14 protein-coding genes and 1 pseudogene are annotated in these 14435 nt (G+C 72.0%); 14 read left to right on the top strand and 1 reads right to left on the bottom strand.

What is annotated here, in order from left to right; translation table 11 throughout:
* Positions 1-114: 114 nt before the first annotated feature.
* Genes MNOD_RS28385 through MNOD_RS28370 form a run of 4 tightly spaced genes read left to right on the top strand, consistent with a single transcriptional unit; the run spans position 115 to position 4530 of the window.
* Positions 115-1173 carry a molybdopterin-binding domain-containing protein gene (locus MNOD_RS28385; RefSeq protein ID WP_043749572.1) on the top strand — a complete coding sequence of 353 codons (1059 nt, stop codon included), beginning with the start codon at positions 115-117 and terminating at the stop codon, positions 1171-1173.
* Entirely contained in the window at positions 1167-2798 is a 1632-nt protein-coding gene (locus MNOD_RS28380) for a formylmethanofuran dehydrogenase subunit A (RefSeq protein ID WP_015932420.1), read from the top strand. The genes MNOD_RS28385 and MNOD_RS28380 overlap by 7 nt, the downstream gene beginning before the upstream one ends.
* Before the next feature lie 2 nt (positions 2799-2800).
* On the top strand, positions 2801-3736 hold the full coding sequence (gene fhcD / locus MNOD_RS28375; protein WP_015932419.1) for a formylmethanofuran--tetrahydromethanopterin N-formyltransferase: 936 nt from the start codon (positions 2801-2803) through the stop codon (positions 3734-3736).
* Positions 3733-4530 (top strand): formylmethanofuran dehydrogenase subunit C, encoded by a 798-nt coding sequence (locus MNOD_RS28370; protein ID WP_015932418.1) that lies wholly within the window; start codon positions 3733-3735, stop codon positions 4528-4530. The genes fhcD and MNOD_RS28370 overlap by 4 nt, the downstream gene beginning before the upstream one ends.
* Positions 4531-4538: 8 nt before the next feature.
* Here the strand turns inward: MNOD_RS28370 and MNOD_RS28365 are convergent, their stop codons facing one another.
* Positions 4539-5429, bottom strand: coding sequence for a LysR family transcriptional regulator (locus MNOD_RS28365; RefSeq protein WP_015932417.1), 891 nt, complete (start codon positions 5427-5429; stop codon positions 4539-4541).
* 92 nt (positions 5430-5521) lie between these two features.
* On the opposite strand from MNOD_RS28365, the gene MNOD_RS28360 reads away from it, so the two are divergent.
* The 10 genes and pseudogenes from MNOD_RS28360 (at position 5522) to MNOD_RS28310 (ending at position 14274) form a co-directional block, all read left to right on the top strand.
* Positions 5522-6580 carry an NAD-dependent epimerase/dehydratase family protein gene (locus MNOD_RS28360; protein ID WP_015932416.1) on the top strand — a complete coding sequence of 353 codons (1059 nt, stop codon included), beginning with the start codon at positions 5522-5524 and terminating at the stop codon, positions 6578-6580.
* A 235-nt stretch (positions 6581-6815) separates the two neighbouring features.
* Positions 6816-8396, top strand: coding sequence for a sensor histidine kinase (locus MNOD_RS28355; protein ID WP_015932415.1), 1581 nt, complete (start codon positions 6816-6818; stop codon positions 8394-8396).
* A gap of 43 nt (positions 8397-8439) precedes the next feature.
* On the top strand, positions 8440-9144 hold the full coding sequence (locus MNOD_RS28350; protein WP_015932414.1) for a response regulator transcription factor: 705 nt from the start codon (positions 8440-8442) through the stop codon (positions 9142-9144).
* Positions 9145-9383: 239 nt separating this feature from the next.
* Positions 9384-9473, top strand: coding sequence for a pyrroloquinoline quinone precursor peptide PqqA (pqqA, locus tag MNOD_RS28345; RefSeq protein WP_012335429.1), 90 nt, complete (start codon positions 9384-9386; stop codon positions 9471-9473).
* A gap of 78 nt (positions 9474-9551) precedes the next feature.
* Positions 9552-9641, top strand: a complete 90-nt coding sequence (gene pqqA / locus MNOD_RS28340; protein WP_012335429.1) for a pyrroloquinoline quinone precursor peptide PqqA — start codon at positions 9552-9554, stop codon at positions 9639-9641.
* Between the two features lie 47 nt (positions 9642-9688).
* Entirely contained in the window at positions 9689-10588 is a 900-nt protein-coding gene (gene pqqB, locus MNOD_RS28335; protein WP_015932412.1) for a pyrroloquinoline quinone biosynthesis protein PqqB, read from the top strand.
* 386 nt (positions 10589-10974) lie between these two features.
* Positions 10975-12071: pseudogene (gene pqqC, locus MNOD_RS28330) on the top strand (pyrroloquinoline-quinone synthase PqqC).
* A gap of 10 nt (positions 12072-12081) precedes the next feature.
* Positions 12082-13221, top strand: coding sequence for a pyrroloquinoline quinone biosynthesis protein PqqE (pqqE, locus tag MNOD_RS28320; RefSeq protein WP_015932409.1), 1140 nt, complete (start codon positions 12082-12084; stop codon positions 13219-13221).
* Positions 13218-13928: a hypothetical protein gene (locus tag MNOD_RS28315; RefSeq protein WP_015932408.1), complete on the top strand. Its 711-nt coding sequence runs from the start codon at positions 13218-13220 to the stop codon at positions 13926-13928. The genes pqqE and MNOD_RS28315 overlap by 4 nt, the downstream gene beginning before the upstream one ends.
* On the top strand, positions 13909-14274 hold the full coding sequence (locus MNOD_RS28310) for a hypothetical protein (protein WP_015932407.1): 366 nt from the start codon (positions 13909-13911) through the stop codon (positions 14272-14274). Before MNOD_RS28315 ends, MNOD_RS28310 begins: the two co-directional genes overlap by 20 nt.
* The last annotated feature ends 161 nt before the right edge of the window (positions 14275-14435 follow it).

Raw genomic sequence — 14435 nt, 5'->3', positions numbered from 1 at the left:
GGGAGCAGCCTGGCCGCTTCATCCGCGCGACGGAACGGCGGCCAACGCCGAGGCGGATTCATCAGGTCGGCCCGGCGGCACGCCGCGAGGCCGGCTTCAAGGATGCGAGGGCGGATGACGGCCTGGGTGAAAGGGCAAGCGACGGATCCCGACGCGGCGCTCGCGGCCGCGGCCGACCTGCTGCGGCAGGCCCGTGCCCCTGTCGTGGCCGGGCTCTGCGCCGAGGTGGCGGCTCTGCGCGCGGCGTTCCGCCTCGCCCGCGCCATCGGCGCCTCCCTCGATCCCGTGGCCGCCGAGGGCCTCTATGCCGATCTCGGCGCCCTGGCGGCAGGCGGCGCCATGACGGCCACGCCCGCCGAGGCGGTGGGCCGCGCCGATCTCGTGCTGGTGGTGGGGGACCGTGCCGCCGATGCGGCGATCCTCGCCGATCTCGCGGCGTCCAGCCCCACGCGCGGCCGGGCCGCGGGGGCGGGCCGCACCATCCTATCGCTCGCCTCCGGGCAGGGCGCCGATTTCGCGGCGGGCGAGGCGGGGCTGCCGGCCGCGATCGGCCTCCTGCGGGCCCTGGTCGCCGGGCGGATCGCCGGCGGGACGCCGCTCTCCGACCTCGCCGCGCGCCTGGGGAGCGCCCTCTACGGCGTGATCCTGTACGACCCCGCCGAGGTCGGGGCGCTCGGGGCCGAGATGCTGAACGGCCTCGTCAAGGACCTCAACGAGACGACGCGGGTCTTCGCCCTGCCGCTCTCCGATCCGCATCAGGGGCGCTCCGTCACGCAGGTCGCCGCCTGGACCACCGCGCAGGGGCCGCGGGTCGGGTTCGGCCGCGGCTTTCCGGAGCACGATCCCTGGCGTTTCGACGCCGGCCGGCTGGCCGCGTCGGGCGAGGCGGATGCCGCCCTCTGGCTCTCCTCCCTCCCCGCCCCGCGGCCCGACTGGCTGAAGACGCTGCCGGCCATCGCCCTCCTCGGTCAGCCCGCGGGCGACGAGGCCGAGATCGTGCTCGCCGTGGCCGTTCCGGGCGAGACGACAGGCGGCGCCCTCTGGCATCCGCGCCGGGCCGCGATCACCTGGCACCCCGCCGCGAAGCCCGGAGCCGCCCCCGCGGCCGCCGCGCTGATCGGCGCCCTTCACGACCGACTTTCGCCCGCTCAGGAGCGCCCCGCCTCATGCTGACCCGTATCGCCGGCGGCCGGGTCGTCGATCCGACCGCCGGGCGCGACGCCATCGGCGACGTCTGGATCGAGGACGGCCGCATCGTCGAGGCGCAGGACCGCGCCCCCGACCACACGATCGATGCCTCCGGCTGCGTGGTGATGGCGGGCGGCGTCGAGGTCCACTCGCACATCGCGGGCGGCAACGTGGTGCTCTCGCGCCTGCTGCTGCCCGAGCTGGGCATCGCCGAATCCCCCGGCGCGCTCAACCCGCACGGCTCGGGGTCCGAGATCGGCGCCCTCTATGCGCGGATGGGCTACACCACCGCCGTCGAGCCGGCGATGCCGCCGGTGAACGCCCTCGCCACCCAGCTCGAACTCGCCGACATCCCGCTCCTCGACCGGGGCGGGCTGTGCGTGATGGGCAATGACGACCACCTGCTGCAGCTCCTGCGCGACGGGGCCGGGGCTGAGGCTTTGCGCGACCTCGTCGCCCTCAACCTCGCCACTACGCGGGCGCTCGGCGTGAAGGTCATCAATGCGGGCGGCGCCGATGCCTTCAAGGACGGCGCGGTGCGCTTCTCCCTCGACGACGAGGTGCCCGCCTACGGCCTCACCTCCCGGCAGATCCTCGACGGGCTGCTCGACGCCGTCGAGGCGATCGGGGTGCCGCACCCGCTGCATGTCCATTGCAGCAATCTCGGCCTGCCGGGCGCCGACGACAGCTTCGTCGAGACGCTCGAGGCGGCGCAGGGCCGGCGTATCCACTTCGCGCATGCCCAGTTCTACGCCTACGCGGCCGTCGACCCGCAGAATCCGCTCGGCGGCGGCTTCACCTCGGCGGCGGCCCGGATCGCCGACGCGATGGCGCGCCACCCCAATGCCACCCTCGACGTGGGGCAGGTGGTGTTCGGGCAGACCTGCACCATCTCCCTCGACATCCTGCGCCAGTTCGCCGGCCGGAAAGGGGCGAGCCCCAAAAAGTGGATCGTGAATGCGGGCGACGCGGAGGGCGGCGGCATCGTCCCGTTCCGCTACCGCGACCGCGGCCCGACCTCCTCGCTGCAATTCGCCATCGGCCTCGAGCTGATGCTGCTCTCGCCCGACCCTGAGCGCACCATCCTGACCACCGACCACCCGAATGGCGGCCCCTTCACGGCCTATCCGCGCATCCTGCACCTGCTGATGGACAAGGAGACGCGCGACCGGGAACTCGCGAACCACCCGAAGGTCGCGACCGAACGTTCGAGCCTGCACGCGCTCACCCGCGAATACACCTTCACCGAGGTGGCGCAGCTCACCCGCTCCGGGCCCGCGAAGCTCTTGGGGCTTGCCGATCGCGGCCACCTGCGCCCCGGCGCGCGGGCGGATGTCGCGGTCTACCGCGATCAGCCGGACCGGACCGCCATGTTCGCCGCAGCCCACCGGGTGCTCAAGGACGGGGTCGTGATCGTGGAGGACGGAACCGTGGTGGCGCAGCGCTCCGGACGCACGCTCAGCCTCGCGGTCGAGGCGGATGCGGGCATGGCGCGGCGCGCCGACGCCTACCTGCAGGGCCGTTTCGGAGCCGGGCTCGACAGCTTCTCGGTGCCCGACGAGGCCTTCGCCGAGCGCGACGCCTTCGAGCCCGTGGCGGTGCGGGGCTGACGATGGCAGACCTCACTCTCAACGGCATCCGGGTCGAGGACACCTTCGCGGAAGCCTTCGACATGGCGGGCACGGCGCTCGTGCTCACCGCCGAGACGCCCGAATGGGCGATGATCGCCGCCACCACCATGACGGGCTTCGCCACCTCGGTGATCGGCTGCGGCGCCGAGGCCGGGATCGACGCGGTGCTCGGCCCCGAGGCGACGCCGGACGGGCGGCCCGGCGTGCGGGTGCTGGTGTTCGGCTTCGATGCGGGGGGCCTCAAGACGCAGCTCCTCAAGCGCGTCGGGCAATGCGTGCTCACCTCGCCGGGCAGCGCGGCCTATGCGGGCATCGCCTGGGACGATCCCAACCGGGGCAAGGCGATCAAGCTCGGCGGCGCGATCCAGATGTTCGGCGACGGTTTCGCGGTGGCCAAGCGCTTCGGCGGCCGGCGCTTCTGGCGCACGCCGGTGATGGACGGCGAGTTCCTGTGCGAGCATTCCGTCCCGACCATCGAGGGGGCGGTCGGCGGCGGCAACCTGCTGTTTCTCGGCCGCGCCTTCGGGGACACGCTCAAGGTCGCCGAGATCGCAGTCGCGGCGGCGCGCAGCGTGCCGGACGTGATCCTGCCCTTCCCGGGCGGGATCGTGCGCTCCGGCTCCAAGGTCGGGGCGCGCACCAAGGGCATGATGGCCTCCACCAACGACGCCTATTGCCCGACCCTCAAGGGCCGGGCCGGCTCGGCCCTGCCGCCCGAGGTCAATGTGGTGCTGGAGATCGTCATCGACGGGCTCTCGGCGGCGGCGATCGCGCGCTCCATGCGGGCGGCGCTCCACGCGGCGACCGCGGCTGGGGGCGAGCTCGGCCTCGTGGCGGTCACGGCCGGCAATTACGGCGGCAATCTCGGCCGCCACCATTTCCACCTCAGAGACCTGCTCGACGGGACGGCGGCATGAGCGTCCTCACCCTCCGCCACGCACCGCCCGAGCGGCTCGACCTCTCGGGCATCACGCCGGCTGCGCTTGCGGGCCTGTCCGAGGCCGAGGCCGCGCGGCTTCCCGTCGGCACGAGCCGCCAGGGCGTCGCGCTCGGCGACTGCTTCACCATCGCCCTCGACGGCGCGGAGAGCTTGCGGATCGCGGGCGGCTCCGATCGGCTCGACCGGGTCGGGGCGGGCCTCGCGCAGGGCAGCATCCTGGTCGAGGGCGATGTCGGCCAGCGCCTCGGCGCCGGCATGACCGGCGGCACCATCCGGGTCTCCGGCTCGGCCGGCCCCTTCGCCGGCACGGCGGCCCGGGGCGGCACGATCACCATCGCGGGCGATGCCGGCCCGGGGGCCGGCGGGGCCCTGCACGGCGCCATGGGCGGGCTCGACGGCGCCACGCTGGTGATCGGCGGGCGGGCGGGCGACCGCCTCGGCGACCGTATGCGCGCGGGCCTGATCGTGGCGGGGGCGGCCGGCGACCATGCCGGGTCGCGGATGATCGCCGGCACCCTGGTCGCCGGCACGATCGGCGACCATCCGGGCTACGGCATGCGCCGCGGCACGCTGCTCGTGGAGCGCCACGGCGCCCTGCTGCCGACCTTCGTCGAGACGGGAACCCAGGATCTCGTCTTCCTGCGCCTCCTCGCCAAGGCCCTGGAGCCGCTCTCGCCGCGCTTCGCGGCGCTCGCCCGGGCGCGGCTGTCCCGGCGCTCCGGCGACCTCGCCACCCTCGGCAAGGGCGAGCTCCTGACGCCGCTGGGGTGAGGCGGGACTCACGGCGTGCGGGCGCAGTAATCGGTCAAGCCCTCGGCGAGAGCGTCGAAGGCCACCCGGTAGCGCCGCAGGTGGCGCAGGTCCTCGTGCATGACGATCCAAGTCGGCAGGTCCCAGCGGATCTCCGGCAGGACCGGGACGAGGTCCGGGTTGCGGGCGGCGAGCGCCGCCTGGCAGACGCCGATGCCGAAGCCGGCGCGGATCGCCGCGAGCTGGGCGAGCGCGCTGTCGCTGCGCCATGCGAAGAGAGCCCGGTCGAAGTCCACCCCCTCGATCCGCATGCTGCGGAGGAAGGCGGTCTCCGCGTCGAAGCCGATCAGGCTGTGGCGGGGAAGGTCGGCCGCTGCGGCGGGGGTGCCGCGCCGGTCGAGGTAGCGGCGATGGGCGTGGAGGCCGAGCCGCACCGATCCGACCTTCCGGGCCAGCAACGCGGCCTGCAGAGGCGCCGTCATCCGCACGGCGATGTCGGCGTCGCGGCGCAGCAGATCCTGGACGCGGTCCGAGAGCACGAGTTCGAGCGTCAGCGCAGGATGCGCCTCGTGCAGGCGCGCCAGGATCGGCGGCAGCACCTCCCCTCCCACTACTTCCGAGGCGGTGATCCGCACGGTTCCGGCGACGCCCTCCCCGGCCGCCGTCACCGCACGCTCCAGGGCCGAGGCGGTCGCCCGCAGCGCCTCCGCGTAGGGCCGCAGGGCCAAGCCCGCCTCGGTCGGCGTCAGCCCCGCCTGCGACCGGGTGAAGAGCACGACGCCGAGCGTCTCCTCGAGGGCCGCGATCTGCCGGCCGATGGTCGGCTGCGTCAGCCCGAGCGCCCGGGCCGCGGCCGACAGGGAGCCTTCCTCCAGGACGGCGAGCGCGGCGCGGCAATGGTCCCAGCTCGGCGCGGTCATGCATTTTCGTATAGCGTCTCGCCGGAGATCCGCAATTCACGGATGGCCCTCCGGATGGGATCGTCTGAGCGTCGGCGAACGAGGAGCGGACGATGGACGGGATGAGGACGGCGCTGGTGCTCGGCGCGACGGGCGGGATCGGCGGCGCGGTGGCGCGCCGGCTGCAGGCGGAGGGCTGGGCGGTGCGGGCCCTGCACCGCGATCCCGCTGCGGTCCGGCGGGAGGGAGACGGTTTCGCATGGGTACGGGGCGATGCCCGCGATACCGCCGCGGTGACGGCGGCGGCGCGCGGCGCCGCGCTCATCGTCCATGCGGTCAACCCGCCCGGCTACCGCGACTGGGACGCCCTGGTGCTGCCGATGCTGGAGGCGAGCCTCGCGGCGGCGCAGGCCTCGGGCGCCCGGATCCTGCTGCCTGGCAACGTCTACAATTTCGGCCCGGATGCCGGCCCGCACCCGGACGAGGACGCACCCCAGAACCCGCTCACCCGGAAAGGCACGATCCGCGTCGCCATGGAGCGGCGCCTCGAAGCCGCCGCGGAGACGGGGGTGCGCAGCCTGATCGTCCGGGCCGGCGACTTCTTCGGCCCGGGCATGACCGGCAATTCCTGGTTCTCGCTCTTCGCGCGGCGGGGCCGTCCGGTTCGGAGCCTGTGGTATCCCGGCCCGCGCGGGGTGGGCCACCAATGGGCCTACCTGCCCGATCTTGCCGAGACGATGGTGCGCCTGGCCGGCCGGGAGGCTGCCCTGCCGGCCTTCGCCCGCTTCCATTGCGGCGGACATTGGGATGCGGATGGAACCCAGATGGCAGCGGCGATCGCCCGCGCACTCGGCCGGCCGCATCTTCCCGTGCGCCGCGTTCCCTGGGGCCTGGCGCGGATCGCCGCGCCGTTCGTGCCCTTCCTGCGCGAGGTGCAGGAGATGCTCTATCTCTGGCGCGAGCCGCTGCGGCTCGACAACAGGCGGCTGGTCGCTCTCCTGGGCGCCGAGCCGCACACGCCGCTCGACGCGGCGGTGGCGGCGACGCTCGCGGATCTCGGCTGCCTGCCGGACGGAGCGGCCGGTCCCGCGCGGGGGCCGATGCGGCGGGACGATGCTCTGGCGCGGGTAACGCCAGAACCCCTCTCCCGTGCGGGAGAGGGGCAGGGGTGAGGGTCCCGGACGGATCCGCAATAGTGCTGAAGCCGTGGTGCTGGCAGCGCGCTGGTTCAGTCTTTTTGCTGAACCACCTGGGCCCTCCCGCGCGATCTTCGATCGCCTGCTCCTCTCTCGCATGGGAGAGAGGTTCTTCCGTCCGGTGCCGCCCGCGCCTTGTCCCAAAGACCTGTGGCCCGCAGCGGCAAAGCCCCGCCGCGTATGGCAGAATGGCGGGCGCGGGAGGCGCGGGATGGGGTCGTTGCGGGTACGGTTCGGGCTCCTGATCGGGAGCGCGGCGGCGCTGGTGATGCTGGCGGCCGGCGGGCTGTACTGGGCGCTCACCGCCACCGAGCGCACCCTCGACAGCACCCTGGAGGCGCAGGTGCGCCTCGAGCTGATCGCCGAGCTGTCCGGGCGCCTGACCGAGTACGGACTCGCCGCCGTCGAGGCGGTGGGCGAGAATCCGAGCCGGCCCGAGCGCCTGGCGAATGCCCGGGACGAGGTCGACCGGGCGCTCAATGCCGTCGACGAGGGCCTCAACCGCACCATCGCGCAGAGCGACGCGATCGTGGACCGCACGCAATACGCCGCCCGCTCCCGGCCGCTGGCCCGCCTGCGCGCCGCCCGCGTCATGCTCGACCGGCAAGTGGCGCAGATCCAGCGCGAGCCGGATACGGGCAAGCGCACGGATGCGATCCGCGGCGCGCTCAACGCCTTCGGGGCCGTCACCGGCCCGCCCCTCACCTTCCTGGTCGAGGCCGAGCGGCGGGGCGTGGAGACCGCCTCCGCCCAGGCGCGGGCGCTCGCCCTGCGCCTGCGGATCATCGCGCTCGCCGTGGCGGTCCTTGCGGTCGCGATGCTGGTGCTCGTCCACCGCACGCTCACCCGGCCGCTCCTGCGACGCATCGAGGATATCCGCGCGGGCGCTACCGCCATCGGCCGGGGCGAGCTCGACACGCGCCTGCCCGTCGCCACGCATGACGAACTCGGCCTCTTGGTGGCGAGCTTCAACCGCATGGCCGCGCGCCTCAAGCGCCGCGAGGGGCGCGTCGCCGCCGCCCGGGCGGCCCTTGAGGAGACCGTGGCGCAGGCGACGGCGGAGCTGCGCGCCGCCAACAGCCGGCTCGAGGAGATCGACCGCTCGCGGCGGCGCTTCTTCGCCGATGTCAGCCACGAGCTGCGCACGCCGCTCACCGTGATCCTCGGCGAGTGCGATCTCGCCGCCCGCTCCCCCGACACGCCCGAATCCTTCCGGCCGGTCATCGCCACCATCCGCAAGCGGGCCCTGCGCCTGCACCGCCGGGTCGGCGACATGCTGCGCATCGCCCGATCGGAATCCGGGCAGATCGAGCTGGAGCGGCGGCCGGTAAGCCTCGTCAGCGTCCTGTCCGAGGCGGTGGAGAACTGCGCCTCCGAGGCCAAGCGCCGCCGCATCGCCCTCGACTTCCACCCGAGCGAGGCGGATATCGAGATCCAGGCCGACCCGGAATGGCTGCGGCAGGTCGTCGAGGGGCTGATCGACAACGCCCTGCGCCACGCCGCCGGCGCCACCCGGGTCTGGGTGGCCTTGCGCGCGCGCCGCGACGGGGCCGAGGTGACGGTGGCGGATGACGGGCCGGGCTTCCCGCCGGATGCCGAGACCCTGTTCGAGCGCTTCCGCCGCGGCGGCACGTCCTCCCCGGCTCAAGGCTTCGGCATCGGATTGGCTCTGGCGCGCTGGGTCGTCGAACGCCATGATGGAACGATCCGCCTCGGTTCGGGCGGACCAGAGGAACGGGGCGCCCGGGTGACCCTGGTGCTGCCGGCCGAAGCCAGGGAGGACGCGGCGTGAGCGCGCCCGAGAATCCGGATCTCGACGCCCGGGGCGGTGCAACATGACGAGCGTGCTGGTCGTCGAGGACGACAGCGACATCCGCGGCATGCTCGCCCGCGGCCTGAGTGCCGAAGGATTCTCCGTCAACCTCGCGGGAAGCGTCGACGAGGCGCTCGCCGCCGCCCGCGACCGGGTGCCGGAGGCGGTGCTTCTCGACATCATGCTGCCGGACGGCTCCGGCCACGACGTCTGCCGCTCGCTGCGCGAGGGGGGCTATCCGGGAGCCATCCTGTTCCTCAGCGCCAAGGACGAGGTCAGCGACCGGGTCGATGGCCTCGCGGTCGGCGCGGACGACTACATTGTCAAGCCCTTCGCCTTCGACGAGCTGCTGGCGCGGCTGCGCACCCACCTGCAGCGGCGGCGCGCGGCGGGCGAGCCCCGCACCCTGGTGACCGCCGGCCGCCTCTCCCTCGACTTCGAGACCCGGCAGGTGCGCTTCGGCGACACCACCGCCCGCCTCACCCAGCGGGAGGCGGAGCTGCTCTCCGTGCTGATGGAGCACGCCAACCGGCCGGTGACGCGGGGCGACATCTTCGACCGGCTCTGGGCCAACCAGGGCGGCCTCTCGCTCAACGTCGTCGACGTCTATGTGGGCTACCTGCGCACCAAGCTCGGGGACATCGCCAGACAGGGCGGTCCCACCATCGTGACGGTGCGCGGACGCGGCTTCATGCTCGACCTGCGTGAACCGAACTTCCGCCAGTAACCCTTAGGTGCCGTCCACGAGGTTTTTTGGGGCGCGATTCATCGTGGCTAAGCCCGCGCCGGATCGGCACAATAAGACCACCCTGAGAGCCGGCGGCCCGGCCCGAGCGGGGCCACAGGAAAAATACCTCTTGCGCTCCCGATCCGGATTGCCGATATATCCCGCGTGACAGAAAACACTGTCATCTCAACATCTTAGGATCCTCTTATGAGGATTCGGGAAGTCCTAGGAGACGCATCATGAAGTGGGCTCTGCCTGTGGTCGCCGAAGTCTGCGTCGGCATGGAAGTCACCAGCTACGAGTCGGCCGAGATCGATCCCTTCAACTAAGGGATCCCGGTTTCGCGCCTCCGGCGGTCCCGCCGCCGGGGGCCTTGTTCGATGATCCGTGATCGGAGGAGACGCGTCATGAAGTGGGCCCTGCCTGTGGTCGCCGAAGTCTGCGTCGGCATGGAAGTCACCAGCTACGAGTCGGCCGAGATCGATCCCTTCAACTAAAGCGGATCTCTCGCCCTGAGGATGGTGTCGCGCTCAACGAGAAACCCATGCAGGCGATCATCCTCGGCTCCGCAGCGGGAGGCGGCGTGCCGCAGTGGAACTGCCGCTGCCCGATCTGCGCCATGGCCTGGGCGGGTGACCGCCGGGTCCTGCCCCGCACCCAGTCGAGCCTCGCAGTCTCGCCCGACGGCGAACGCTGGCTCCTGGTGAATGCCTCGCCGGACATCCGGCAGCAGCTCCTCGCCACGCCCGCCCTGCATCCGCGCCACGGTCTGCGCCACACGCCCATTGAGGCGGTGCTGCTGACGAACGGCGACGTCGATCACGTGGCGGGCCTGCTGACGCTTCGCGAGAGCCAGCCCTTCCGCCTCCATGCCACGCGCAACATCCTCGAATCGGTGTCCGCCAACCGCGTCTTCGACGTTCTGGCGGCCGATCTCGTGGCGCGCCGGGAGGTGGGGCTGAACGAGACCTTCGAGCCGGTGTCCGGCCTCGCCGTCACGCTCTTCCCGGTCCCCGGCAAGGTGCCGCTGTGGCTGGAGGAGGGCACGCCCGAGATCGGCGCCGAGACCGAGACCACGGTCGGGGCGATGATCGAGGCCGGGGGCCGGCGCCTCGCCTATGTGCCGGGCTGCGCGCGGGTGACCGAGGATCTCCGGCACCGCCTGGCGGGCGTCGATGCCCTCCTGTTCGACGGCACCGTGCTCGCCGACGACGACATGATCCGGGCCGGCGTCGGCACCAAGACCGGCTGGCGCATGGGCCACGTGCCGATGACGGGCCAGGGAGGCTCCATCGCGGCCCTGGCGGAGGTTCCGATCGGCCGGCGCATCTTCGTGCACATCAACAACACCAATCCGGTGCTGGTCGAGAATTCGGAGGCCCGCCGCGCCGTCGAGGCCGCGGGCTGGGATGTGGGCCATGACGGGATGGCGCTCCGTCTCTGAGGCTTGCGGCAACGAGGACGAGGCTGGATCCGCAGCGGCGGTGCCGAATCTTTTTAAGAAAACGATAAGTCCATCCGGCCGACAGGCGAGGCGCTCGGGCGGTTCTTTGATCCGGCGCAAAGACGTCGGGCCGGGCGTGATGCGAGGAGCGCTGATCCGGTGCGGACAAGATCGGAGCCTGGACATAGGCCTTCCTCCGCATGACCCGTCCTCGCGGGGTGCCGCCGAGGGAGAACGGGGCACCAGATCATAAGGCAGGGCCGGACTGCCATGAATGTGAAGGGCTTGACCCTTGACCCGAGCGGCCGCAGCCGCCACCTCGGCTCCGGGAGGAACGGAGCCGCCAGCGCTTCGACAACCCGCATACGAAGGCAGACGATCACGCCATGACCGCAGCCCTGTCCCTGTCGCTCCCGGTCGCCCCTGCGGCCAACGACGGCCGCCTGCTCAGCCCCGACGAGCTCGAAGCGGCCCTGCGCGACATCGGCGCCCGCCGCTACCACAACCTGCACCCGTTCCACCGCCTGCTGCACGACGGCAAGCTGAACAAGGATCAGATCCGGGCCTGGGCGCTCAACCGCTACTACTATCAGGCGATGATCCCGGTGAAGGACGCGGCCGTGCTCGCCCGCATGCCCGATGCCGGCCTGCGCCGGATCTGGCGCCAGCGCATCGTCGACCATGACGGCGACCACGAGGGCGATGGCGGCATCGAGCGCTGGCTGAAGCTCGCCGAGGGCGTCGGCTTCGACCGCTCCTACGTGCTCTCGACCCGGGGCATCCTCTCGGCGACCCGCTTCTCGGTCGAGGCCTATGTGCATTTCGTGGCCGAGCGCTCGCTCCTGGAAGCCATCGCCTCCTCGCTCACCGAGATGTTCTCGCCGACCATCATCTCCGAGCGCGTCGCCGGGATGCTGAAGAACTACGACTTCATCACCAGGGAGACGCTGGCCTATTTCGACAAGCGCCTCACCCAGGCGCCGCGGGATGCCGATTTCGCCCTGGACTACGTGAAGCAGCACGCCACCACGCCGGCCCTGCAGCGGCAGGCCATGGACGCGCTGATCTTCAAGTGCAACGTGCTCTGGACGCAGCTCGACGCTCTCTACTTCGCCTACGTGGCTCCGGGGATGATCCCGCCGGACGCGTGGCGCCCGGGCGAGGGGCTGGTGGAGGGACGCGCGTGACTCTGACCCCCGACGACGTGCCGCGCCTGCCGCGCGGCGTCCGGATGCACTTCGACGGCGTGCGCGGCGCCCACGTGCTGCTCGCGCCCGAGCGCACCTTCGACCTCGACCGGAACGCCGTGGCGGTCCTGTCGCTGGTCGACGGCACGCGCAGCATCCGGGCGATCGCGGATGCGCTGGCGGAGCAGTACGACGCGCCCCGCACCGTCATCGAGCCCGACGTGATCACCATGCTGAACGGCCTCGCGGACAAGCGGGTGCTCGAAACGAAGCCCGCGGCCCCGTCGGGGGCGTGAGGACAATGCCATGAACGCCGTCACCCCCACCCTGCCGGCCCCGATCGGGCTCCTCGCGGAGCTCACCCATCGCTGCCCGCTGCGCTGTCCCTACTGCTCGAACCCGCTCGAACTCGACAAGCGGTCGGCCGAGCTCGACACGGCGACGTGGCAGCGGGTGCTGGCGGAGGCGGCGGCGCTCGGCGTGCTCCACATCCACCTGTCGGGCGGCGAACCCACCGCCCGGCAGGACATCGTCGAGATCACCAGGACTTGCGCGGATCTCGGCCTCTACTCGAACCTGATCACCTCCGGGGTGGGAGCCGCCCTCGGCAAGCTCGAGGCGCTCTACGATGCCGGCCTCGATCACGTGCAGCTCTCGTTCCAGTCGGCCGAGGCCGGCAATGCCGAGCGCATCGGCGGCCTCAAGAATGCGCAAGCTCAGAAATTCGCCTTCGCGGAGCGGGTGGTGGCGCTCGGCCTGCCGCTCACGCTGAATGCCGTGATCCATCGCGGCAACATCGACGAGGTGCCGACCCTCATCGATCTCGCGGTGACGCTCGGCGCCAAGCGGCTGGAGGTGGCCCACACCCAGTATTACGGGTGGGCCTACGTCAACCGCGCCGCCCTCATGCCGGCCAAGGCCGATGTCGACCGCTCGATCCGGGTGGTCGAGGAGGCCCGCGAGCGCCTGAAAGGTCGGCTCGTCATCGACCTCGTGGTGCCGGACTACTATGCCAAGTACCCGAAGGCCTGCGCGGGCGGCTGGGGCCGCCGCCTGATGAACGTCACCCCGGCCGGCAAGGTGCTGCCCTGCCACGCCGCCGAGACGATCCCCGGCCTCGAGTTCTGGAACGTCCAGGACCATGCGCTCGCCGACATCTGGGCGCATTCGCCGGCCTTCCAGGCCTATCGTGGCACCAGCTGGATGAAGGAGCCCTGCCGCTCCTGCGACCGGCGGGAGAAGGATTGGGGCGGCTGCCGCTGCCAGGCGCTGGCGCTCGCGGGCGATGCCGCCGCCACCGACCCGGCCTGCTCGCTCTCGCCCCTCCACGCCAAGATCCAGGCGCTCGCCATCGCCGAATCGGCGCTGGAGATCGCGCCCGACTATCAGTATCGCACGATCGGCGGCGCGCCGGCCGTGCCCCAACCCGAGGGAGCTTCCGCGTGAGATCCGCCGTTCTGCTGGCCGTGTTGGGGGCGCTCGCGGCCGGGCCGGCGCTCGCCCAACAAGCCCTCGCCCAGACCGAGGCCGCCGCGGCGACGCAGGCCGCCCCGCCGAGCGCCGTCGACCTCCTGTTCGAGGGCAAGCACTTCGCCACCACGCCGCCGGGCAGCACCATCACCTACCGCTACACCCGCTTCAGCGGCATCAAGGACGGGCCCTTCGGCCCGCCGGTCGAGGACCGCATCCGCGAGAGGGTGGCTCCCGGCAAGGATCCCGACACCCGCGACCTGACGGTCGAGGCCTTTACGGGCGAGCGGCGCCAGCCGACCGCGCATTACGAGAACATGGCGGGCAACCCGCTGCTGGCGCAGTTCCTCGAATACCACGTGCTCGACGTCGCCAAGGCGCTCCAGGGCAACCCGCGCTACCTGAAGAACGCGATCCGCAGGGCGATGCGCGAGGGCGGCACCGTGACCCCGACCGAGGTCGCGGTGCAGGGCGCCAAGCATCCGGGCTGGCGGGTGGTGCTGCGCCCCTTCGTGAACGACCCGGTCAAGGACAAGCTGCGCGGCTTCGACAGCCTCACCTATACCTTCGTGGTCTCGCCCGCCGTGCCGGGCCAGATCGTCTCGATCGACGTGGACGCGACGAACCCGGAGGGCGGCAAGCTCCTGGAGGAGACCCTGACCTATGAACCGAGCCTGGGTTGAGGGCGCGCTCGCCGCTTGCGCCCTGCTGGCCGGGGTGTTCGCCGCCCGCGCCGACGACAACGACTACCCGACCGAGGCGCGGGCCGACTATATCTTCGGCTGCATGGCCGCGAACGGCCAGACCCGCGATGCGCTGCAGAAATGCTCCTGCTCGATCGATGCGATCGCGGCGGTGCTGCCTTACGAGAAGTACGTCCAGGCCTCGACCATCCTGTCGATGCGCCAGGGCATCGGCCAGCGCGCGAACGAGTTCCGCTCGACCAAGATCTTCGACGACAAGGTCGCCGAGCTGCGTCGCGCCCAGGCCGAGGCCGAGATCCGCTGCTACCGGGCGAGCGTGAACTAGAATCTGTTCAAGGAGCGGTGGACGCCGGTTCTCCGTCTGAGCAGACATTCAGGCCCTGCGCCCTCGTCACGGCGCACGGGCTGCTCCACTCCCCGGGCCGGAGAGGCGTTGCCCGCAGCCCCGCCCCGGGCCACTCTCTCATGCAGCGCAACGGTGGGGGA

Source organism: Methylobacterium nodulans ORS 2060, assembly GCF_000022085.1.
GTDB lineage: Bacteria > Pseudomonadota > Alphaproteobacteria > Rhizobiales > Beijerinckiaceae > Methylobacterium > Methylobacterium nodulans.
Note: the sequence above shows the minus strand (reverse complement) of the source record. Positions and strands in the feature narration are given on the sequence as shown.